The following is a 22,198-nucleotide window of genomic DNA, read 5'->3' on the forward strand; positions in this document are numbered from 1 at the left end:
TATTATTTTTATGGTGTTTCAAAATGGAGGCTGGGGTCGGAATCGAACCGGCGTTCACGGAGTTGCAGTCCGCTGCATAACCACTCTGCCACCCAGCCGGGGTATGTCTTTTTTTCTTAAGGTCAAGACTAAAAAGCCGCAGTAGTTACTTGGACTGACCGCGGCTTTTTTTATTCTTGGAGCGGGAAACGAGATTCGAACTCGCGACCCCAACCTTGGCAAGGTTGTGCTCTACCACTGAGCTATTCCCGCTTAGGAAGACGTGCATTATAGGCACTTAATATTTTCTGTCAACCCTTATCTACCAACACTGGTAAGGCTGCTTTCAGGTAGCTGATCATTGAGGTCAATGTGAGCAAAGCTGCCACATATAACAAGGCTACTCCAATCTCAAAAACAGGTAATCCAAACAGCGGTTTATAGAAAATCAGGCAGCCAATGGCGATCATTTGAAAGGTGGTTTTCCACTTGCCGATTGAGGAAACCTGGACCACATGACGGGCACCAATTTCGGCCATCCATTCACGTAATGCGGAAATTGTTATTTCACGAAATACGATGACAATCACTGGAAGCAAAATAAACCAGACCGGTGACTTATAAAGAATCAGCAATAAGGCCACCACAACGATTAATTTATCAGCGACCGGATCGATAAAGGCCCCGAATGGCGAGGTGAGATTCATGCGTCTTGCCAGATAACCATCAAGCCAATCGGTAATGCCCGCCAGCACAAATACCACGGTTGCCCAGATTGTTGCATGGGGGCTTGGTGCAAAATACAAAGCGACCAAAACAGGTATCAGTAAGACTCTAAGCAAACTGAGAAGGTTGGGTAAATTAAGCATAATAATATCGTTGTAAGCTATAGATAGCACCTATGGTAGCACTATGAAGCCGTTAATTGTCCGGATGAAACAAGTCGTAAATTTTCTGCGCGAGCGCTGCACTGATACCTTCCACTCTTTGCAGGTCTTCTACCCCGGCTCGTTTTACCTCTTGTAGCCCACCAAATTGTTGCAGGATCTTCTGCCGACGTTTAGGCCCAAGCCCTGCGATATCTTCTAAGGTTGAGGTTTTACGGGCTTTGGCGCGGCGTTGTCGATGACCTGTGATAGCAAAGCGATGGGCTTCGTCACGAACCTGCTGTAATAAATGTAATGCCGGTGAATCGGCAGATAAGGTGACTTCACCGGCACGGCCAACCAGAAATAAAGTTTCTTCACCGGGCTTGCGAGCCGGGCCTTTGGCGATACCTAATATAGGTAAATCGCTTAAATTTAATTCAGCCAACACTTCCTGAGCTTCTTTAATTTGGCCTTTGCCACCATCTATTAATAATAAATCCGGGCGTTTGCCTTCGCCGTTATTCAAACGGGTGAAGCGTCGGCTTAATGCCTGATGCATTGCAGCGTAATCATCACCGCCGGTAATGCCTTCAATATTGAATTTACGGTAATCGCTTTTAATCGCCCCTTCCAGGCCAAACACAACACAGGAAGCAACCGTGCGCTCACCGCGGGTATGACTGATATCAAAGCATTCAATGCGTTTAGGCAGTTCGTCCAGCTCTAACGCATCCTGCAGCATTTCAAAACGTTGTAATAAGTTGGAACGACTACTGATACGTTGCGTCAGACTGATCTCGGCATTGGTCATCGCCATTTGTAACCAGCGCGTTGCATGACCACGTTGCGGTTTTCTCAGGCTGACTTTATGTCCGGATTCTGTCTGCAATACATCTTGCAAAAGTTGAGCGTCTTCGACTTCATGACTCAGCAGAATTTCGGCTGGTACATCTTTACCCAGGTAATACTGTGGAATAAAAGCCGCGAGTAATTCAGATGGAGTGAGATCGGATGAGCCTTTGGGGAAATAGGATTTACTGCCCAGATTACGACCACCGCGAACAAAGCTGACTTCCACCACAGCAAGACCATCACGCACAATCGCCGCCAAGACATCTGAATCACCTTGCATGGAGCTGACATATTGTCGTTCCTGAACGCGGCGTAAGCTGATGATCTTGTCGCGAATAGAAGCCGCTTGTTCAAACTGTAAATTCTGCGAAGCAACATCCATCTGGTTACTCAGCTCATCCATAACCTGCTGGTTTTTACCTTCGAGGAACATGATGGTGTGCTGCACATCTTTTTGATAATCGCTTTCAGAAATCAGCCCCACACATGGTGCTGTACAACGTTTGATTTGATATTGCAGACACGGTCTGCTGCGATTTTGATAATAACTGTCTTCACATTGACGCACCGGAAACAGTTTTTGCAGCAGATTCAGACTTTCACGAACGGCACCGGCACTTGGGTAAGGTCCGAAATATTTGCCTTTTTTACGCTTGGCACCGCGATGCACACTCAACCGTGGAAAGTCATCACCGGATATAAATAAGTATGGGTAGGTTTTATCATCACGTAGCAACACGTTGTAACGTGGCATTAGCTCCTTGATCAGGTTGTTTTCCAGGATCAGGGCTTCGTTTTCAGTGTGGGTAACCGTGGTTTCGATCGCCACGATTTGGGCGACCATCACCTGAGTTTTGTTGGTTAAACCGGTACTGCGAAAATAACTGCCAACACGTTTTTTAAGATTTTTAGCCTTACCAACATAAATCACCGTGCCTTCCGCATCGATCATGCGATAGACACCGGGTCGACTGGTAAGTGATTTTACAAAACTGACCGGGTCGAACTGAGATTCGATAGATGGGTTTTCCAGTTGACTCATTAAAACCGTGATTTATGAATTATCGTCTTTTCGGGGAGAATACTGACGCTGATAGCATTTGTGCGCTTGATAAAAGCTGTTAGCAGATAAGCCTAGCAAAATTAATCCACCGATTACGGCTGGTACATTTTCGTGATAAAAATAAAACATAGCCAATGCCGCTAATAACTCAGCACTGCCAATCACTTTTAACAACACAACATTTTCCGTCCGTTTCACCATGTTCCCGCTCCGCTTCGTTGCAAAATTTTGACTATAGCATTAACACTTATTATTTGTAAGGACATTATCCTGTTTGAAAATGCTGGATGCTGTACTTGGTCAAGTATGGGAAAATAACGCGCTTTCTCACTTTTAATATATCAAGGTATCACTCTTGCCAGCCAATTTGCTTCAACCTGTCTTACCCGTATCAGCCAAAGATCAACTTCGTGCCGGACAATTATACGGTAGTGCACAAGGTTTGCTGTTAGCAAAAGCGGCTCAGCAGCATGAAGGTCCATTATTGGTAGTGACTGACGATGTGGCCAGCGCCCATCGATTAGAGTTGGAAATCCGTTTTTACCTTGGCAATGCCGAACTGCCAATTTTGCATTTCCCGGATTGGGAAACCTTGCCTTACGACAGTTTTTCTCCACATCAGGATATCGTTTCCGAACGCTTGCAGACCCTGCATCATTTGCCCGATTTCAAACGTGGCATTTTACTGGTGCCGATTGCTACCTTGATGCAACGTATTGCACCGCGAGCATTCCTTGATGGCAATCATCTTGAGCTGAAAATCGGCGATCAGTTTGATATCGAACAATGGCGACTGAAACTGGAAAAATCCGGTTATCGTAATGTGGCGCAGGTTATCGAACATGGTGAGTTTGCGGTTCGCGGTGCCATTATTGATTTATTCCCGATGGGCAGTCGTCAACCTTATCGTATTGATTTGTTTGATGACGAGATCGACACGCTGCGTACGTTTGATCCGGAAACCCAGCGTTCTGTCGATAATATTGAACAGATCCAGTTATTACCGGCACGCGAATTTCCGGTTAATGACGACAGCATTGCTTTATTCCGTAAACAGTTTCGGCAGTATTTTGATGGCGACCCACAACGCAGTCTGATCTATCGTGAAGTCAGCGCCGGCAATATGCCGGGCGGTATCGAGTTTTACCTGCCGTTGTTTTTCGAGCAAACCGCCCGTCTGACCGATTATCTGCCGGATAACACACTGCTGGTACAGCTCAATGATACATTTCATGCCGCAGAACAGTTCTGGCAGGAAATCCAGATCCGCTATCGTCAACATAGTGTTGATCCAGAAAGACCATTGTTACCACCAATCAATGTGTTTGTGCCGGTTGAAGAATTATTCAGCCAGTTCAAACAATGGCAGCGTTTGCAATGCCAGAACTTTGAAATAGATGGCTCAGCCGGTAACAACAACTATGCCACGGTGATGCCACCATCATTACCGCTTAACTCCAAGCAAGATCGTCCTTGCGAAGCCTTACATCAATTTATCGATAAATTTGCTGGCCGGATTTTAATTGCTGCCGAATCTGCAGGTCGCCGTGAAACGCTGCTGGATTTGTTACGCAAAAATCAGTTGCAACCCAAAGTGGTCGATAACTGGGATGCCTTTATTAATGATAGCGCGCCGCTATCGATTACCGTCGCCCCGCTCGAACAAGGCTTATTACTGCAATCAGAAAATATTGCAGTTATTGCCGAAACTCAGCTATTCGGCCAACAGGTTATGCAACGCCGTCGTCGCAGCCGTAAAAAGCGTGATTCCGATGCCATTATCCGTAACCTTGCCGAACTCACGATTGGTGATGCGGTAGTACATGAAGATCACGGTGTTGGACGTTATCTGGGTTTACAGACTCTTGATGTCGGTGATATTGCGACCGAATACGTAACACTCGAATATGCCAAGGGCGACAAACTCTATGTGCCGGTGGCCTCGCTGGACTTAATCAGCCGTTATTCAGGCTCAGCACCGGAACTCGCTCCATTACATCAACTTGGCACCACACAATGGGAAAAAGCCCGTCGTCGTGCTGCTGAAAAAGTACGTGATGTGGCGGCAGAGTTATTGGATATCTATGCCAAACGCGCTGCCAATAAGAAACCACCAATGCAGTCGCCGGATGAACAATATGAAGCGTTCTCGGCAGCTTTCCCGTTTGAAACCACGCCGGATCAACAGGATGCGATTGATGCTGTAATTGCTGATATGCAATCCGAAACACCGATGGATCGGCTGGTCTGTGGTGATGTCGGCTTTGGTAAAACCGAAGTCGCTATGCGAGCCGCTTTTCTGGCAGTGCAATCCGGTAAACAGGTATTGGTTCTGGTGCCGACTACCCTGCTTGCTCAGCAACATTATGAAAACTTTAAAGATCGCTTTGCTGATTGGCCGATCCGAGTTGAAGTTTTGTCACGGTTTCGTAGCAAGAAACAATTGGATGATGTGAAATCAGCCATCAGCGAAGGTACTGCTGATATCGTTATTGGGACGCATAAACTATTGCAGCAGGATATCGATCCCAAACGGTTAGGCTTGTTTATTCTCGATGAAGAACATCGTTTTGGTGTAACGCAAAAAGAACAACTGAAAAAATATCGCTCGCAGATCGATGTGTTGACCCTTACCGCAACGCCGATTCCACGCACCCTGAATATGTCGATTTCCGGCATCCGGGATTTATCGATTATTGCCACCGCTCCAGCCCGCCGACTTGCTATTAAAACTTTTGTATTGCAATGGAATGCCGACAAAATCCGTGAAGGTATGCTGCGTGAAATCAAGCGTGGTGGACAGGTTTACTTCCTGCATAACAAGGTTGAAGACATCGACCGGGTGGCACGCGAACTTGAAACCTTAATGCCGGAAGCTCGTGTTGCTGTGGCTCATGGGCAGATGCGTGAACGTGAGCTGGAACAGGTGATGCTCGATTTTTATCACCAGCGGTTTAATGTGCTGGTCTGCACCACTATCATCGAAACCGGGATCGACGTACCGAGCGCCAATACTATCTTTATAGATAGAGCCGATAAATTGGGCCTTGCACAGTTGTATCAAATTCGTGGTCGTGTCGGTCGTTCGCACCACCGGGCGTATGCTTATCTGATTACACCACCACAACAGGCAATGACAGCGGATGCGATAAAGCGTCTGGAAGCCATTGAGTCGATTGAAGATCTAGGTGCTGGCTTTACGCTGGCAACCCACGATATGGAAATCCGCGGTGCCGGTGAGTTATTGGGTGATGAACAAAGCGGCCAGATGCAGGAAATCGGCTTTACCTTATATAACGAGTTACTGGAACGTGCTGTTAATGCATTGAAATCCGGCAAAACCCCGGATCTGGATAATATGGCTCGGCAGACTGTGGAAATCGATCTGCATGTACCGGCTTTGATTCCATCAGATTATCTACCCGATGTGCATACCCGTCTGGTGTTATACAAACGCATTGCTGCCGCCGCTGACAAAGAAGCATTACGCGAACTGCAGGTGGAAATGATTGATCGATTTGGTCTGTTACCTGAACCGGTACAAACCTTGTTTGCCGTGCATGAGTTACGCCTAAAAGCCAAAACCATCGGCATCCGTAAAATCGATGTTTATGATCAGGGTGGTCGTTTGCTGTTTGATAAGGAACCTCAGGTTGAGCCGATGACCATCATCCAGCTGATTCAGAAACAGCCATCCCGCTTCAAGCTGGATGGTCAGGACAAACTGCGTTTCACTGACAATATGCCGGATGCTGAGAGCAGAATTCTGGCGATCGATTCCCTGTTGGATAATCTGCTTAAACCGGCGGCCTGATGCAACAGGATCGTAATTTTGATGATTTGGCTGAGCGCTTTAATGCGCGTATTTATGACACCAGCAAAGGACAGTTACGTTTAGAAATCCTTAAACAGGATTTGCAGCAGTTCACCCAGACTAAAGATTTACAGATTTGGGATGCTGGCTGTGGTGCCGGACAAATCAGTTTGTGGCTGGCTGGTTTTGGTCACCAACTGACGCTGTGTGATATTTCAGAGAAGTTACTCGACCAGGCCAGGCTTTCATTTGCGCAAGCAAAGCTGGATGCCAGCTTTCATCACGGCTCAATTCAGCAGTTGGCACCGCAATTAGCAGAGTTCGACTTAGTGATTTGTCATGCGGTTGTGGAGTGGCTGGCAACACCCTTAGAAACTCTAAAACTGCTGCTAGACCGAGTAAAACCCGGCGGTTACCTGTCATTAATGTTTTATAACCGAAATGCCATGGTCTATAAAAACGTGATTCGTGGAGGATGGCGACTGGAACCCATACTCAATGACCGCTATATTGGTGCAGGTAAAAAGCTCAGTCCGCCGTTTCCGCAATATCCACATGAATTGCTCGAGTTTTTGAAAAATAATGGTTTTGGCATCCTTCAGCACAGTGGCATTAGGGTGTTTAGCGATTATTTGAACTCTGAGAGTCGAAATCAGACAAATGAACAGGAATTACTGGCGTTAGAGCATCAATACTGTCGTATGCCTACCTATCGTGACATGGGACGTTACGTACATTTACTTACCGAGAAAAAGTCTCCGGATTAACAGGGATTACTTCATAATATGCAGTCCTATCAATTTTGTTTTGATAATTGCGTTTTGACTTAATAATCCGTTTTAAGATTTAGGAAAGACATGTTCAAACATAAATTACCACTCCTCCTTATTGTATCCAGCTTATTTACAACAGCTTGCGTTCAAAACGAAACCCGCCCCACCGTCTCTAACGAACAATTAAAGTCAGCGCTTAGTGACAGTGAATCCAGAATTGAAAATCAGCTGCGTCAGCAATGCCAGAGAGTTATCGATAATCAAAACAAGCACCAGGCTGGTCTGCAATCGTTTTCCAAAGAGCAGCAAATCACTCGCAAACAACTCGATGAACTAAACCATCAAGTTGTGCAGCTTAATGAAAAACTGGCTCAACGAGCTGTCGTCGAATCAGCGCAAACGGCTCAAATCGCAAGCGCAGCAAGCAGTCAAAGCTGCCCTCCACCAGCCCCGATGACATTGGGTGATAAATTGGTATTGGGTCAATCCGAGTGGTTATGGATTGAAGCGGTAAATCGTGTGTTTCCTGCTCGAGTAGATACCGGTGCCACTACTTCCTCTTTAACTGCACAGGATATCGTGACTCTGGAACGTGATGGTCAGAAATGGGCTCGCTTTACCATTGTTCCTGAAGAAGGCAGTGATAATAGTTATGAAGTTGAAGCCCCCATCGCCCGCATCGCCAATATCCGTCAATCATCCACCAATGAAATTGATAAACGTCCGGTCGTCAGACTGACGATCAAGATTGGTAATATGACCGATACTGCAGAATTCACTCTAACTGATCGTTCGCATATGAATTATCCGATCTTGTTGGGCCGTGAGTTTTTGAAAGACATTGCCGTGGTCGATGTGGCCAAGAAAAATGTCCAGCCAAAACCCGAATTATTGAAAGATCGGGCATCGGCTATTCCCAAAAAAGCAGAACAAGCTAATCCTACTGCATCAGAAGATTAAGGAACCCTCATGGCATCACGTGCGCCTTTTTATATTCTGGTCAGTCTGCTGTTTTTTGCAGGTTTAGCACTTACTCTACACCGTCATATTGCATTTGATATTCCCTGGTTTCCAGGTGAACAACGTCAAACCTGGTCGATTGAAGCCAAGGTGGATTTTGAAGCCCGTGGCGAACCGGTTACAGCCCGCTTAGCGATTCCGAATACGCAACCTGGCTTTACTCAACTTAATCAGCAAACTGCCAGCCCGGGCTATGGATTGGCATTTGTTGATCGTAAAGGTGGTACCTACGCTGAATGGTCGATCAGAGAAGCCAATGGCAATCAATCGCTGTATTACAAAGTTGATATGTTATTGGATCCATATGCCATACCGGTAGAACAGGAACCAGTAGCAAACGTTAAACCAAACGTTGAAAAAGAGCCTTACGCTTCAGCTGCACAAATGATTCTTGACCGTGCCATAGAACGCTCATCATCCAATTACACATTGGCACGCGAACTGATTCATGAATTTAACAATCAACAGCAAACCGCAGAGTTGCTTGCTCAACTAAAACCCAAACCCATCTGGATTGCTCAACTTCTGCAAGAAGCCGGCGTACCGGCCAGACGCATTCATGCTTTATATCTGGAAGATGGCCGTCGTCGCCAGTCACTGATTGAATATATTCAGGTTTTTGATGGCAATGACTACGAAGTGTTTAATCCGGAAACCGGCGTACAGGGTCAGGCGGAAAATATGCTGCTGTGGCAGTATCATTCCGGCCCGGTATTAGAAGTGGTTGGTGCGACCAATGCTCAAGTCACCTTCTCGATGATTTCGCAGGAACAACCTTTCAATATTGCGTTGAATCAAAAGTTTGCAGATAACGAATGGCTGAATTTTTCGCTGTATACCTTGCCGCTTGAAGAACAGGCTATTTTCAAAGGCATTTTGTTGATCCCGGTAGGTGTCTTGATTGTGGTTTTGATGCGTATTCTGGTGGGTATTAAAACCTCAGGTACTTTCATGCCGGTGTTGATCGCCATGGCCTTTATCCAAACCAGTTTAATGACCGGCTTGATCGGCTTTTTACTGATTGTCGGTGTGGGCTTGATGATCCGATCCTACCTGTCCTATCTCAACTTACTACTGGTCGCCCGAATATCCGCGGTCATAATTATGGTTATCGGCATGATCGCTATCTTCTCAATCGTGGCTTATAAATTCGGCCTGACCGAAGGTATGAAGATCACTTTCTTCCCGATGATCATTCTGGCCTGGACTATTGAACGTATGTCGATCCTCTGGGAAGAGGAAGGTGCCAAGCAAGTTATGATTCAAGGCGGTGGTTCGCTACTGGTCGCCATCCTTGCCTATCTGGCAATGAACCTAGACTGGGTTCGCCATTTAACCTTTAACTTCATGGGAATTCAGTTGATTCTGATGGCACTGACGTTGGTTGCAGGTAGCTATACCGGCTATCGCTTGCTTGAGTTGAAACGGTTTAAGCCCCTGACCAAGCTGGATAAACAATGAGCGAACCGGCTGAAAAAAAATTGAGCTGGTTTCAAACCATACGCGAGCGTTATGCGCACCCCAGTGCACTGAGCAAAATCGGTGTATTGGGGATGAATCGGCGTAATGTTTCGTATATCAGTCGCTACAATCCCCGGCATCTGTTTCCGCTGGTTGACGATAAATTACAAACCAAAGAACTGGCGCTTGAAGCAGGCGTAAAAGTGCCTGATTTGATTGGTGTGATCAGCGAACAACATTCTGTGAAAGATCTTGCTGGGATCCTGCAACGCTGCAGCAGCGGTTTTTGTATCAAACCGGCTCATGGCTCAGGTGGTAAAGGTATTCTGGTTATCACTCGGCAGAGTGAAGAAGGCTATCGCAAATCCAATGGGCAATTTGCCAATATTGGCGATCTGGAACGTCATGTCTCCAATATCCTGGCAGGATTGTTTTCGCTGGGTGGTCGTGCTGACGTGGCCATTATTGAAGATCTGATTCACTTTGATGATTGTTTCAGCGGTTTCAGCTATGAAGGTGTGCCTGATACGCGAGTTATCGTGTTCCGCGGCTTCCCGGTAATGGCTATGATGCGATTATCTACCGCCGCCTCCAATGGAAAAGCCAATCTGCATCAGGGTGCTGTGGGCGTAGGTCTGGATATTGGTGATGGACATGCCTTACGTGCAGTACAATTCGACAAACCGATTCTGTTACATCCGGATACCGGCCTGAATATGATGACGTTGAAGGTGCCGCATTGGGAAGAAGTATTAAACCTTGCTGTATCGTGCTATGAAATGTCGGGACTGGGATACTTGGGTACCGATATCGTATTGGATCGTTTTAAAGGCCCGATGTTACTGGAGTTAAATGCCCGTCCAGGTTTGACCATCCAGATTGCAAATGGCAAAGGTTTATTACCTCGGTTACGGCAGATTGAAGCTCTCAGTCACAAAAAACGGATGAGCGTCGAAGATCGTGTCGCTTATGCCAGAGAACATTTTACTGATCATCGTTGATTCAACAGGAGTTCGGAATGATGGCTAATCAAAGTAAATCAACAGCATTGATTTTAGGTGGGGCGTTATTTCTGGGCTTAACCATGTTGGGCTTTCAGCTCGGCAAGGCGTTAATTGATTTCAAGCAGCTGGAACGAAGCGTAACCGTAAAAGGATTATCTGAACGCGATTATCCAGCGGATGTGGTGATTTGGCCGATTCAATTCACCGAAGCCAACAATGATCTGCCAGAGCTATATCAAGCCATTGAAAATAATGGCAAAAAGGTTCGTGAGTTTCTGCAGCAACGTGGCATTCAGCATGATGAAATCACGTTTAATGCCCCCGCGATTATTGATAAGTCGGCCCAGCAATATGGTGGCGGCCCGAGAGCAGAGTTCCGTTATACCGCAACACAAACGGTAACTGTGTATTCGCAGAATATCGAAGCGGTTCGCCAGGCAATGCCGGCTGTAGCTGAATTAGGAAAGCAAGGTCTGGTATTGACCGGTGAAAACTATATGGCTCAGACCGAATATCTGTTTACCCGACTTAATGAAGTCAAACCAGAGATGATCGAAGAAGCCACTGAAAATGCCCGTGAAGTGGCTGAGAAATTTGCACAGGATTCTGACAGTGACTTAGGCAAAATCCGTAAAGCTTCACAAGGTCAATTCAGTATTACGGCGCGCGACAACAACAATCCACATATCAAACAGGTTCGCGTGGTTTCTACAGTGGAATACTATCTTTCTGATTAAGCGTGGCTAGCGAATCTCCAATCAAAGGGCGAGGAACCGCGACTCAAATAGATGGACGTTATAACGCTTTTCAACGAGAAAACGTCGAGGATGGCTGGTTTCAGGAGGCAGAAAACCCTCCCAAGACCACGGTGGAAATTGAACACCCTAAAAGCATTATCACCCGCAACCAGTCTCCGGACTTACCTTTCAGCCAATCCATAAATGCCTATCGCGGCTGTGAACATGGCTGTATCTATTGTTATGCCCGCCCCTCTCACGCCTATTTAGGCCTCTCCCCCGGCCTGGATTTTGAAACCAAACTCACTGCTAAACCCGATGCCGCTATATTGCTCAAAAAAGAATTAGCAGCCAAAAATTATCAATGTTCGCCAATTTCACTGGGTGCCAATACCGATCCATATCAGCCAATAGAACGTGACTATCAAATCACCCGGCAGATTCTGCAAGTTCTCAATGAAACTCGTCACCCTTGTCATATCGTGACCAAATCCGCGATGGTGGAACGCGATATTGATATTCTGCAACAAATGGCCTCAGAGGATTTAGTGCAGGTTCATCTTTCTATTACTACATTGGATCCTGCTTTATCGCGTGTGATGGAACCCAGAGCCAGTGCGCCCAAAAGACGTTTACAAACCATCGAAACATTGCGTGCCGCAGGTATTCCGGTCACGGTATTGATTGCCCCGGTTATTCCTGTATTAACGGATGCGGAGCTGGAGAATATTGTAAAAGCTGTTGTTGAGGCGGGAGCACTCGACGTTCATTACATTCTGCTGAGACTACCGCTGGAAGTCAGCCCTTTATTTGAAACATGGCTGCTGACCCATCGCCCCGATCAGGCCCAGCATATTTTGAATCGCATTCATGATTTGCGAGGTGGTAAAAATAACGATCCCCGTTTTGGTCATCGACTTCGCGGTGAAGGTATCTTTGCTGATCTATTAGCCCAACGGTTTCGTAATATCTATAAAAAACTGCAACTTAAACCATCTTTAGCGCCATTGCGATGTGATTTATTTCAATCACCAAACAGTCAGCTGCGTTTGTTTTAATTTATTAAAAAGCTTTGTTTGTTTTACCGGCTCAAAACCAGCTAATTAAATGATAGCTAATACTCATTCCTGAGCATTTAGAGAAATTTCCTGATTTCGTCGTTTAAACAGGCATACATAATATTGCTTTGACATAAAACTCACATGCAATCAGCGAAAATGCGCTTGCACTTAATAATCAGGAATTTTCAGTGACTATCAAAAACAGACTTCAACTCGGCTTTGGCATCGTCTTAAGTTTAATGGTGTTGATTGCCATTATCGGTGTAAATGAAGTCAGCAAAATTGATCGAACCATGAGCAAAATTAATGAAGTTGACAGCGTCAAACAACGCGCAGCGATTAACTTCCGTGGCAGTGTTCATGACCGGGCAATTTCAATTCGTGATGTGGTGTTAAGTGAAAACAGCGTAGAACGGCAGCAGCATCTGCAAGATATTGAACGCCTGGAACAATTCTACTCAGAGTCAGCCATCGGCCTGGAGGCAATGGCAAATAATCCACAGCAATTCACTGTTCAGGAAAAAACGCTGTTAGACAATATCAAAACCATAGAGCAACAAACTCTGGCTCACACTGCTGAGACAATCAATCTGATTAATCAGGGCAGAAATGGTGAAGCACGCGACTATCTAATGCTTAATACCTCGCCTGCATACACTCAATGGTTAGGAGCCGTGAATCAGTTTATCGATTATCAGGAAATCACCATTAGTGACCAGGTTGATTATATTCGTCAGCAAACCGGTGGATTTATGGCGTTGATGATCACTGTCACCTTGATTGCCATCATCATTGCGATTTTTGTCAGCTATCGTCTGATTGGTCGTCTCTATTCAACCATAGGTGGCGAACCAGATTCGGCAGCTCGGTTAATCAGAGTGTTTGCCTCCGGTGACTTAACTCAACAAGCCCAAACCCGCTTTCCCAAAAGTATTGTCGGCGCTTTGAGCACCATGTCCAGCGAACTGTCGCATATTATGAAAGCCATCAGCTCTTCTGCAGGCCAGGTATCGGATGCGGCTAAGGTGATGAATACCACCTCAGCAGAGAATCAAAGTTTAGTTATCGATCAGAAACAACAAACGTTGGATGGTGCAAATGCCATCAGTGAAATCTCTACCTCTGTGCAGGAGATTGCCCGTCTGACCAGCGAGGCTTCAATACAGGCGCAAACAGCCGATAAAGAAACCATTAATGGCAATCAGGAAGTGGCGAAAACACTGGCCAGTATCGCTGAGCTGGCAACTAAAGTAGAAGAAGCGGCGCGCGTCATTGATGAACTGTCTGAAGACAGCAAAAAGATTGGCACCGTTGTTCAAGTCATTGCTGATATTACCGAACAAACCAATCTGTTGGCATTGAATGCAGCTATTGAAGCCGCCCGTGCCGGTGAGCATGGTCGAGGCTTTGCCGTTGTTGCCGATGAAGTGCGTGGTTTAGCGAGCCGCACCAAAGAGTCGACATTGAATATTAAAGACTTGATCGAAAAAACCCAAAGCCGAACCCTAATCGCCGTAAAAGTTATGGAAGAAGGCAAAAACAAAGCGCATCAATGTGTCACGCAAGCCGAGCATGCTGGTGAATCATTAGCGGTGATCAGTCGTTCGGTTACGGCCATCAATGATATGAATGCCCAGATTGCCAGCGTGGCCGAGCAACAATCCGCGGTTGCTGAAGAAATTAACAATAACTTCCGGCGGATAACTGCGGTATCTGACAAAGCCGAAGCTGGCTCAAAGTCAATCTCATCGCTCAGTACTGACCTGACTCAACTGGCAGCGACACTACAGCAATCCATCAGTAAATTTAAAACGGCCAGTTAATATTCAGCTTTCAGCCCCTAAAAAAGCCGCTCAAATTGAGCGGCTTTTTCGTTGCTTTACCCCAGTTGTATGGTTTTGCCCTCTTTTACCGACTGCAAAGCGGCGACAATGGCCCGGCAATTATCTCTGGCATCCTGCAAACTCAATAACGGCTCGCTGTTGTTTAACACGCAATCTGAGAAGTGTTCGATTTCATTCACAAATTGATCAGCAGGCGGTACTTCGACGGTTTCCTGTTGGCCGGCCTCAGTCCACCATGAAATAACGGCTTTTTCATCTGCTGGTTGCCAGGTTGTATGGCAAGTCACACCACCCAGAGTACCGATAACTTCATAAACACTGCGACGGGCATGTTCAAAACTCATCTCGAATTGAGCAAACCGTCCATTTCCGTAATCAAAAATACCAGTCAGGCTTAAATCCGCGCCATGTTCATTTATATTGGCAATGGCTGTAACGGCTTTAGGTTCATCGTCAAACCATAATCTGGCGGTATGAATAGCATAGGGACCAATATCCCACATCGCCCCGCCACCATTTTCAATGGGTCGATTCACCCGATATAAACGCGCCGGTTTCATTGGAAAAGCAAAACGGGTACTGACAGTTCGAACATCGCCAATCACACCGGACTCAATGATTTCCCTCACCGCATCATGTTGAGGATGAAAGCGATACATAAAGCCTTCCATGACTTTTACACCCTTTTCTTTTGCCGCCTGGGTAATGGCATCGATATCTTCGACTTTTAAGGCCAGTGGTTTTTCAATCAACACATGTTTGCCATTGGCAATGGCTTTTAATGCCCATTCGGCATGCTCTTCATTGGCCATCGGTAAATGAATGACATCAATATCCGGATGCGTTAATAAAGCCTGGGGATCATCAAGCGCCAGAATGTCTTTATTGTCTGGGGCCAGTTTGGCGAGGACTTCAGCTGCTGCACCTTGGCGGCGGCTGGCGACGGCAATCAGTCGCGCATTATTAGCTTCGATAATGGCGGGAATCAGTTTTTCGGTGACACGCGCTGCGCCGAGAATACCCCAGTTCAGAATAGATTTTTCTGCTGCCATTTTTTTCTCCGGTTAAATCATTATGTTCTTCATCATAACGATTAATGTGTTGTGCACCAAACTTGAAAGTCCTTGTAATAATCAGTGTTTTTATCTGCAGACAGATGGCTTATGCTGATCAGTCAGCTTATTTAACTGATTTGTAAGGAGTGATTATGACGATTGAAGTTGGACAACAAATACCCGATGGCAAATTAACCGAATGTGTGGAGTTTGATCCTCAAAATGGCTGCCCAATGAATCCGGCTCCGATGGATGTCCGTGAAATGGCGAAAGGCAAAACCATTGTCATTTTTACCGTACCGGGCGCGTTTACCCCACTCTGCTCTTCACAGCATTTACCCGGTTTTGTCGAACATGCTGAAGCATTAAAAGCTGCCGGTGCAGATGAAATCTGGTGCTTGGCGGTTAATGATGCCTTTGTTATGGCGGCCTGGGGCCGTGAACAAAAAGCCACTGGCAAAGTGCGCATGATGGCCGATGGCAGTGCCGAATACACCAAAGCATTAGGTTTAGATCGTGATTTAACCGGTGGTGGCATGGGCGTTCGTGCATTTCGTGCAGCAATGATTATTACTGATAGTGAAGTAAAATATATCGGTGTTGAAGGTTCGGGTGAATTTGGTAAATCCAAAGCCGAAACCATTCTGGAAGAATTAAAAAAATAACCGGTTACGAATAAGCTTTTTAAGCAAAGGGCAGTGTCTGACACTGCCCTTTTTTATTTAATAACCATTAGCGCTGTAACAGTTTGACGCCATCTGACGAGCCAATAAACACTGCTTTGGCAATATCGGCAAAAATACCATGCTCAACGACTCCCGGCATCACCGTTAACAGAGCATTTATCTGCGCAGTTTCCAATCCGGAAAACTGCATATCCAGAATCAAATTTCCCGCAGCGCTATAAGCCACATTGTCCCCGGCGGCATTCATTCTCAGACTGCCTTTGGCCTGCAGTTTTGCCAGACGATTCAACACCAACTGCGCGGCACTGGGCATCACTTCGATAGGTATGGCGTTTTTCTCGCCAATCTGGGAAACCATCTTGCTGTCATCTACCAGAACATAAAAAGCGCTGGCATGACTGGCCAGTAATTTCTCACAGACCAGATCCTGACCCCGTCCCTTTAACAGCTCCAAGTCGGTGGTGACTTCATCCGCGCCATCCACATACATATCCAGATGAGATAAATGCTCGATAGCAACCACCTTGAGACCAGCCTGCTGTGCTTTCACTCGACTAATCACCGAACTGGCAACTACCTGTATCTCTAATTGCTGTTCACGCTGTCGGCGAGCCAGTTCATCAATAAACAAATTGGCGGTTGAACCTGTTCCCAAACCGACGATCATGCCGTTATCGACAATTTCAGCAGCTTTAATAGCCACCTGTTGTTTGGGGCTGGGCGGGGTCGCTTCAGTGTGAGTGGACATTGACAAACTCCTTGGATGTTTTGGCAAAATTGTCGTTTCAGCTTAGCATGGTTAAATTACCCGCTCACCTTTCGTGGAGGAAAACATGGCTCAACTCACTGAAATCATCCAGGAAATTGAACGTGTCACTGGACTAAGCTGCCAACCAAATCAACTCTCCTCTATCGGCGGTGGCTGCATCAATACCGCCTATCAGTTGAAAACTCCGGACAAACAGTTTTTTATCAAAGTAAATAGCCCGAATCTGGCGGACATGTTTGCTGCCGAAGCTCAAGGCTTGCAGGAGATGGCAGGACTTAACGCTGTTCGTGTGCCGGAAGTTATTTGTTATGGCACGGCCGATGGTCATAGTTATCTGGTTTTGGAATACATTCCGCTTGGCAGCATGCGCGGTGGAGCCAATGCCAGGCTCGGCGAACAACTGGCGCGGTTACATCAACAGCCACAACCCTATTTTGGCTGGCATATGGATAACACTATTGGCAGCACACCACAGATAAACGATCGTTCTGCCGACTGGGTGGAGTTCTGGCAACAACAACGTCTGGGAAAACAACTTGAATTCGCGGCACGCAATGGGTTTAGCGGTAGTTTGCAAAAAAATGGCGAACGCTTGATTGACGAATTACCGGCATTTTTTACCGACTACCAACCACAAGCTTCTTTATTACACGGCGACTTATGGGGTGGTAATGCGGCGGCGGACGAGCATGGTAATCCGGTGATATTTGATCCTGCCTGCTATTACGGCGATGCTGAAACCGATTTGGCAATGACTGAATTATTCGGTGGTTTTGGCGCTGATTTTCATGCCGGTTATCGAAGTATCAGAAAAGTCGATCCGGGTTATCGCACTCGCAAAACACTTTATAACCTTTATCATATTATCAATCATCTCAATCTGTTTGGTGGCGGCTACCTCGGTCAGGCCGATGCCATGATTTCACAATTACTGGCCGAGCTACGGAGTTAGCAAAGAATGAGTCAAGTCAAAGTTTTATTCGTCTGCATGGGCAATATCTGTCGCTCACCTACGGCTGAAGGCGTTTTTTTAAGTCTGCTGAAAGATAAAGGTACCAGTGACAAGTTTCTGGTCGATTCTGCCGGCACTCATGCTTATCACGTTGGCGAACCACCTGATGCCCGTGCCCAACAAACCGCCAAACAACGCGGTGTAGATTTGTCTTTTATCAGAGCGCGCAAGTTTCGCTACGAAGATTTCGAGCATTTTGATTACATTCTGGCAATGGATCAGGACAATCTGGATATCCTGCAACAAGCCTGCCCGATTGAATATCAACATAAAGTCAGACTGTTTCTTGACTATGCCGAAGGCCGTGATGAAACAGATGTGCCAGATCCCTACTACGGTGGGCAGAATGGCTTTAACCATGTATTTGATTTAGTCACTGATGCTGCTGAAGGTTTCTATCAAAAAGTTCTAGGACCTGTTGAACTTTCATAGTCACCTCTGTTGTGACTGAAAATGTACCAATCAAGGCGCGAGGAGTGAAGTTTAGTAATTCTAAATAAACGACGAGCAACGTGGAGTGGTGCATTTTCAGCCGCAACCCAACGGGCTGGAGCCTTTTTTGTTCTATTACTCTGTAAAATCGCTACTTCGCATCATTACAAACTCATTTGATTAAATGCGCTTCCTGCAGTGGTGGCAATGAAAGAGAAACAGGACCAAAAATAAGGGTTGTGATTCCTGTGATGAGGGGTATCATCTAACAGCTTTTTCACCCCCCATCGCAGGAAGCTATCATGCCCGTTTCAGGCTTATCCAAGTCCTTGTTTGGCTGGACGTTATTTGTCTTAACATCCCTATTTTCCCCAACATTGTGGGCGGCTGAAAATGTGGCCTTGCTGGATCTGACAGGTCATTGGGTTGGTTTTGCAGCATTAGCGATATTTTTTGTTGCTTACGCACTGGTTATTGCCGAAGAACAGATCCATATGCGCAAGTCCAAGCCGGTCATTGTGGCTGCGGGTTTGATTTGGGTATTGATTGCAATGATTTACGCCCAGCAAACCGATCCGGTTTTCCATGAAACGGCTGGCACCATGATTCGCCACAACCTGCTGGAATATGCCGAACTGTTTTTATTCCTGCTGGCAGCAATGACTTATATCAACACCATGGGTGAGCGGGGCATCTTTGATGCTATTCGTGCTTGGTTGGTCAATAAAGGTTTTTCTTTAAGAACCATTTTCTGGCTCACTGGTTTAATGGCCTTTTTCATCTCGCCAGTCGCTGACAACCTCACAACAGCTTTATTAATGGCCACTGTGGTCATGGCGGTGGCCGGTACTAATCATAAATTCATTGCTGTTGCCTGTATCAATATCGTTGTAGCAGCCAATGCCGGCGGTGCTTTCAGTCCATTTGGTGATATCACCACCCTGATGGTCTGGCAAAAAGGCGTACTGGCATTTCATGAGTTTTTTGCCCTGTTTGTGCCTTCTCTGGTGAACTGGTTAATACCGGCAGTTTTATTATCATTAGCAATCAAAAATGTAGGCTCAATGGCGGTGCATGAATATGCTCCGCTAAAAACCGGGGCTTTGGTTGTGGTAGGGTTATTTATCCTGACCATCGCAATGGCTGCAAGCAGTCATCATTTTCTGCATTTGCCTCCCGTGCTTGGCATGATGACTGGTTTAGGCTTACTGAAACTGCATGGCTATTTCCTCAAAATGCGCGATAAGCGTTTGCTGGATAAACGCGAAAACGATGGTCAGACCGCATTTAATATTCAGGATGAAACCCAACAAAAAATGCCGTTCAATATTTTTGAGCAATTGCAACGCGCAGAATGGGACACCTTGATGTTTTTCTACGGCATTATTTTGTGTGTCGGAGGCTTGGGCACAATTGGCTATTTGAGCGTCGGTTCAGAGTTTTTATACGGTCAATTAGGTGCCACTACTGCTAATATCATGGTCGGTCTGATTTCCGCAGTAGTTGATAACATTCCGGTAATGTTTGCCGTGTTATCAATGATGCCTGACATGAGTCACGGGCAATGGTTACTGGCTACCTTAACCGCAGGTGTGGGTGGTTCGTTACTCTCTATCGGCTCAGCTGCTGGTGTTGCGGTGATGGGTCAAGCCCGCGGAATTTATACCTTTGTCGCCCATTTAAAATGGATTTGGGCCATTGCGCTGGGCTATATCGCCAGTATCTGGGTACACCTCTGGCTGAATGCGGATTTATTTGCTGTCACCTTGCCATAGGGTATGTCGATTTTGCATTGCGACTTATGCAGGATCGACTGAAAGTTCAACCGGCTCTAACAACTTGAAATAGCGAAAAAAGCCCCGAAGTATTACAATTGTCGATTATTTTTTTGAACACAAATCAGGTTGAAAATGCGTTACAACACAGATGATTTACGCATCGTTGGTATTCAGGAAGTTCTGCCGCCAGCGCAATTGCATGCACAATTACCGATCTCGGATGCGGCATCTGAAACCGTGTTTAACGCTCGCACAGCTTGTCAGGAGATCCTGCATCACCGTGATGATCGGCTGATCGCCATCATCGGTCCCTGCTCTATCCATGATCCTAATGCTGCACGTGATTACGCAAGCCGTTTACAGCCGTTAATTAAAGAGCTGGCTGACGATCTGCATATCATTATGCGCGTTTACTTTGAAAAACCGCGTTCAGTGGTTGGTTGGAAAGGACTGATTAATGATCCCTTCCTGGATGGCAGTTTCAAAATTAATGACGGTCTGAATATCGCCAGAAAACTGTTGCTGGATCTCGCTGAAATGGGCGTACCAGCCGCAACGGAATATCTGGATTTGATCAGCCCGCAATATATTGCTGATTTGGTTTCGTGGGGCGCAATTGGTGCACGCACCACTGAAAGTCAGGCGCATCGTGAACTGGCTTCTGGTTTGTCCTGCCCGGTAGGATTCAAAAATGCGACCGATGGTGGTTTGCAGATTGCCGTAGATGCCTGCCTGTCAGCATCTAAACCGCATCATTTCATGTCGCTGACTAAAGATGGGCATTCTGCGATTTTTTCCACCACCGGTAATCCGGATTGCCATGTGATCCTGCGAGGTGGCCAAAAACCCAATTACGATAAAGCCAGTATTGATGAGGCGGCTGCAGTGATTGGCCGTAGCGGTCAGTCGGTTCGCATTATGGTGGATTGCAGTCATGCCAACAGCGGTAAGGATCACTTGCAACAGGAAGTCGTTGCTCGTCACGTAGCCGAGCAGATTGCTACTGGAGATAAGCGAATTATCGGCCTGATGCTGGAAAGTAATCTGGTGGCTGGTAGACAAAATGTCGAAGCAGATAAAGAGCTGGTCTACGGTCAAAGCATTACCGATGCGTGCATGGCGTGGGATAACAGTGAACCCTTGTTACGTGAATTGGCTGCTGCAGTCAGACAACGCCGCGAAGTTTCGCCTTCCACCTAAAACCCGTGGAATTTCTGACCAGTCACATGGTCAGATTGCAAACTTGTTGCCACGACGCTAAGTCCTTCACCAGCAAGCCTTAACCTCAATCGCAACGCGACATTTAAAGCATTATTAAGCTATAATATTTGGTTCGTAATTTGTATTTGAATCAGGTCTAAGCGTTAACTCGACTGAATTCCTGAGAAAATCAGTAGGTTATTACATGGCTGACTATGCCCTAATTTTGATAAGCACCATTCTGGTGAACAACATTGTGCTGGTGAAATTCCTCGGCCTGTGTCCGTTCATGGGTGTTTCGCGCAAGCTGGAAACAGCGATGGGCATGGCGTTGGCCACCACATTTGTGTTGACTCTGTCTTCTATCAGCAGCTATCTGATTAACGAATATCTGCTATCCCCGCTCGGTCTTGAATTCCTGCGTACCATCAGCTTTATTTTTGTTATCGCGGTGGTAGTGCAATTTACCGAAATGGTCGTACATAAAACCAGCCCGTTGCTGTATCAGGTATTGGGCATTTTCCTGCCATTAATCACCACCAACTGTGCTGTATTGGGCGTGGCTTTATTGAATGTGCAGGAAAAACATGGCTTCCTTGAATCGGCGTTATACGGCTTTGGTGCCGCAGTCGGTTTCTCGATGGTATTGATCATTTTTGCTGCTATGCGTGAGCGTCTGGCCGCAGCTGATGTGCCGGTTCCTTTTCAGGGTGCTGCCATTGGTTTGATTACCGCCGGGTTGATGTCGATGGCCTTTATGGGCTTTGCCGGATTGGTCAAGGTCTAAAC

The 22,198-nt window shown here is 46.3% G+C and carries 19 protein-coding genes and 2 tRNA genes; 14 read left to right on the forward strand and 7 right to left on the reverse strand.

What is annotated here, in order from left to right; translation table 11 throughout:
* Window positions 1–24: 24 nt before the first annotated feature.
* The 5 genes from Q7V21_RS11200 to Q7V21_RS11220 all read right to left on the reverse strand — a co-directional run bounded on the left by Q7V21_RS11200 (window position 25) and on the right by Q7V21_RS11220 (window position 2,964).
* Window positions 25–98, reverse strand: a tRNA-Cys gene (locus Q7V21_RS11200).
* A 79-nt stretch (window positions 99–177) separates the two neighbouring features.
* Window positions 178–252 (reverse strand) — tRNA-Gly (locus Q7V21_RS11205).
* A gap of 38 nt (window positions 253–290) precedes the next feature.
* Window positions 291–848 carry a CDP-diacylglycerol--glycerol-3-phosphate 3-phosphatidyltransferase gene (pgsA, locus tag Q7V21_RS11210; RefSeq protein ID WP_304917375.1) on the reverse strand — a complete coding sequence of 186 codons (558 nt, stop codon included), beginning with the start codon at window positions 846–848 and terminating at the stop codon, window positions 291–293.
* 52 nt (window positions 849–900) lie between these two features.
* A complete protein-coding gene (uvrC, locus tag Q7V21_RS11215) occupies window positions 901–2,742 on the reverse strand; it encodes an excinuclease ABC subunit UvrC (protein WP_304917376.1) in 1,842 nt (613 codons plus the stop codon).
* Between the two features lie 12 nt (window positions 2,743–2,754).
* Window positions 2,755–2,964, reverse strand: a complete 210-nt coding sequence (locus tag Q7V21_RS11220; RefSeq protein WP_304917377.1) for a hypothetical protein — start codon at window positions 2,962–2,964, stop codon at window positions 2,755–2,757.
* Between the two features lie 154 nt (window positions 2,965–3,118).
* On the opposite strand from Q7V21_RS11220, the gene mfd reads away from it, so the two are divergent.
* The 8 genes from mfd (at window position 3,119) to Q7V21_RS11260 (ending at window position 14,456) form a co-directional block, all read left to right on the forward strand.
* A complete protein-coding gene (gene mfd / locus Q7V21_RS11225; RefSeq protein ID WP_304917378.1) occupies window positions 3,119–6,577 on the forward strand; it encodes a transcription-repair coupling factor in 3,459 nt (1,152 codons plus the stop codon).
* Window positions 6,577–7,344 carry a methyltransferase domain-containing protein gene (locus Q7V21_RS11230; protein WP_304917379.1) on the forward strand — a complete coding sequence of 256 codons (768 nt, stop codon included), beginning with the start codon at window positions 6,577–6,579 and terminating at the stop codon, window positions 7,342–7,344. The genes mfd and Q7V21_RS11230 overlap by 1 nt, the downstream gene beginning before the upstream one ends.
* 90 nt (window positions 7,345–7,434) lie before the next feature.
* Complete coding sequence (locus tag Q7V21_RS11235) at window positions 7,435–8,310, forward strand: ATP-dependent zinc protease (RefSeq protein ID WP_304917380.1); 876 nt, start codon at window positions 7,435–7,437, stop codon at window positions 8,308–8,310.
* A 9-nt stretch (window positions 8,311–8,319) separates the two neighbouring features.
* Entirely contained in the window at window positions 8,320–9,831 is a 1,512-nt protein-coding gene (locus Q7V21_RS11240; protein WP_304917381.1) for an inactive transglutaminase family protein, read from the forward strand.
* A complete protein-coding gene (locus Q7V21_RS11245; protein WP_304917382.1) occupies window positions 9,828–10,832 on the forward strand; it encodes an alpha-L-glutamate ligase-like protein in 1,005 nt (334 codons plus the stop codon). Before Q7V21_RS11240 ends, Q7V21_RS11245 begins: the two co-directional genes overlap by 4 nt.
* Window positions 10,833–10,849: 17 nt before the next feature.
* Window positions 10,850–11,572 carry an SIMPL domain-containing protein gene (locus Q7V21_RS11250; protein ID WP_304917383.1) on the forward strand — a complete coding sequence of 241 codons (723 nt, stop codon included), beginning with the start codon at window positions 10,850–10,852 and terminating at the stop codon, window positions 11,570–11,572.
* Between the two features lie 2 nt (window positions 11,573–11,574).
* A complete protein-coding gene (locus Q7V21_RS11255) occupies window positions 11,575–12,630 on the forward strand; it encodes a PA0069 family radical SAM protein (protein ID WP_304917384.1) in 1,056 nt (351 codons plus the stop codon).
* Window positions 12,631–12,821: 191 nt separating this feature from the next.
* On the forward strand, window positions 12,822–14,456 hold the full coding sequence (locus Q7V21_RS11260) for a methyl-accepting chemotaxis protein (RefSeq protein WP_304917385.1): 1,635 nt from the start codon (window positions 12,822–12,824) through the stop codon (window positions 14,454–14,456).
* A gap of 56 nt (window positions 14,457–14,512) precedes the next feature.
* On the opposite strand, the gene Q7V21_RS11265 is transcribed toward Q7V21_RS11260, so the two are convergent.
* Window positions 14,513–15,529, reverse strand: a complete 1,017-nt coding sequence (locus Q7V21_RS11265) for a Gfo/Idh/MocA family protein (protein ID WP_304917386.1) — start codon at window positions 15,527–15,529, stop codon at window positions 14,513–14,515.
* A 155-nt stretch (window positions 15,530–15,684) separates the two neighbouring features.
* On the opposite strand from Q7V21_RS11265, the gene Q7V21_RS11270 reads away from it, so the two are divergent.
* Complete coding sequence (locus tag Q7V21_RS11270; RefSeq protein WP_304917387.1) at window positions 15,685–16,197, forward strand: peroxiredoxin; 513 nt, start codon at window positions 15,685–15,687, stop codon at window positions 16,195–16,197.
* 67 nt (window positions 16,198–16,264) lie between these two features.
* Here Q7V21_RS11270 and rpiA read toward each other — a convergent pair whose 3' ends face one another.
* A complete protein-coding gene (rpiA, locus tag Q7V21_RS11275) occupies window positions 16,265–16,966 on the reverse strand; it encodes a ribose-5-phosphate isomerase RpiA (protein WP_304917388.1) in 702 nt (233 codons plus the stop codon).
* Window positions 16,967–17,051: 85 nt separating this feature from the next.
* Between rpiA and Q7V21_RS11280 the strand changes: the two genes are divergently transcribed.
* The 5 genes from Q7V21_RS11280 (at window position 17,052) to rsxA (ending at window position 22,196) form a co-directional block, all read left to right on the forward strand.
* Window positions 17,052–17,939: a fructosamine kinase family protein gene (locus tag Q7V21_RS11280; RefSeq protein ID WP_304917389.1), complete on the forward strand. Its 888-nt coding sequence runs from the start codon at window positions 17,052–17,054 to the stop codon at window positions 17,937–17,939.
* A 6-nt stretch (window positions 17,940–17,945) separates the two neighbouring features.
* A complete protein-coding gene (locus Q7V21_RS11285; protein ID WP_304917390.1) occupies window positions 17,946–18,431 on the forward strand; it encodes a low molecular weight protein-tyrosine-phosphatase in 486 nt (161 codons plus the stop codon).
* 302 nt (window positions 18,432–18,733) lie between these two features.
* Window positions 18,734–20,206, forward strand: a complete 1,473-nt coding sequence (nhaD, locus tag Q7V21_RS11290; RefSeq protein ID WP_304917391.1) for a sodium:proton antiporter NhaD — start codon at window positions 18,734–18,736, stop codon at window positions 20,204–20,206.
* Window positions 20,207–20,341: 135 nt separating this feature from the next.
* Entirely contained in the window at window positions 20,342–21,409 is a 1,068-nt protein-coding gene (locus Q7V21_RS11295) for a 3-deoxy-7-phosphoheptulonate synthase (RefSeq protein WP_304917392.1), read from the forward strand.
* 205 nt (window positions 21,410–21,614) lie between these two features.
* The gene (gene rsxA / locus Q7V21_RS11300; RefSeq protein WP_226072788.1) at window positions 21,615–22,196 is read left to right on the forward strand and encodes an electron transport complex subunit RsxA; all 582 of its coding nucleotides are present in this window, start codon (window positions 21,615–21,617) and stop codon (window positions 22,194–22,196) included.
* Window positions 22,197–22,198 lie beyond the last annotated feature (2 nt).

This window comes from Methylophaga sp. (assembly GCF_030651745.1).

What these genes read in the sequence shown, in the direction of transcription:
- Q7V21_RS11230 (WP_304917379.1), top strand. Translation starts at nt 6,577, where the DNA reads ATGCAACAGGATCGTAATTTTGATGATTTGGCTGAGCGCTTTAATGCG.
- rpiA (WP_304917388.1), bottom strand. Translation starts at nt 16,966, where the DNA reads ATGTCCACTCACACTGAAGCGACCCCGCCCAGCCCCAAACAACAGGTG.
- Q7V21_RS11240 (WP_304917381.1), top strand. Translation starts at nt 8,320, where the DNA reads ATGGCATCACGTGCGCCTTTTTATATTCTGGTCAGTCTGCTGTTTTTT.
- Q7V21_RS11265 (WP_304917386.1), bottom strand. Translation starts at nt 15,529, where the DNA reads ATGGCAGCAGAAAAATCTATTCTGAACTGGGGTATTCTCGGCGCAGCG.
- Q7V21_RS11270 (WP_304917387.1), top strand. Translation starts at nt 15,685, where the DNA reads ATGACGATTGAAGTTGGACAACAAATACCCGATGGCAAATTAACCGAA.
- Q7V21_RS11235 (WP_304917380.1), top strand. Translation starts at nt 7,435, where the DNA reads ATGTTCAAACATAAATTACCACTCCTCCTTATTGTATCCAGCTTATTT.
- Q7V21_RS11285 (WP_304917390.1), top strand. Translation starts at nt 17,946, where the DNA reads ATGAGTCAAGTCAAAGTTTTATTCGTCTGCATGGGCAATATCTGTCGC.
- Q7V21_RS11220 (WP_304917377.1), bottom strand. Translation starts at nt 2,964, where the DNA reads ATGGTGAAACGGACGGAAAATGTTGTGTTGTTAAAAGTGATTGGCAGT.
- Q7V21_RS11295 (WP_304917392.1), top strand. Translation starts at nt 20,342, where the DNA reads ATGCGTTACAACACAGATGATTTACGCATCGTTGGTATTCAGGAAGTT.
- nhaD (WP_304917391.1), top strand. Translation starts at nt 18,734, where the DNA reads ATGCCCGTTTCAGGCTTATCCAAGTCCTTGTTTGGCTGGACGTTATTT.
- Q7V21_RS11245 (WP_304917382.1), top strand. Translation starts at nt 9,828, where the DNA reads ATGAGCGAACCGGCTGAAAAAAAATTGAGCTGGTTTCAAACCATACGC.
- pgsA (WP_304917375.1), bottom strand. Translation starts at nt 848, where the DNA reads ATGCTTAATTTACCCAACCTTCTCAGTTTGCTTAGAGTCTTACTGATA.
- rsxA (WP_226072788.1), top strand. Translation starts at nt 21,615, where the DNA reads ATGGCTGACTATGCCCTAATTTTGATAAGCACCATTCTGGTGAACAAC.
- Q7V21_RS11280 (WP_304917389.1), top strand. Translation starts at nt 17,052, where the DNA reads ATGGCTCAACTCACTGAAATCATCCAGGAAATTGAACGTGTCACTGGA.
- uvrC (WP_304917376.1), bottom strand. Translation starts at nt 2,742, where the DNA reads ATGAGTCAACTGGAAAACCCATCTATCGAATCTCAGTTCGACCCGGTC.
- Q7V21_RS11250 (WP_304917383.1), top strand. Translation starts at nt 10,850, where the DNA reads ATGATGGCTAATCAAAGTAAATCAACAGCATTGATTTTAGGTGGGGCG.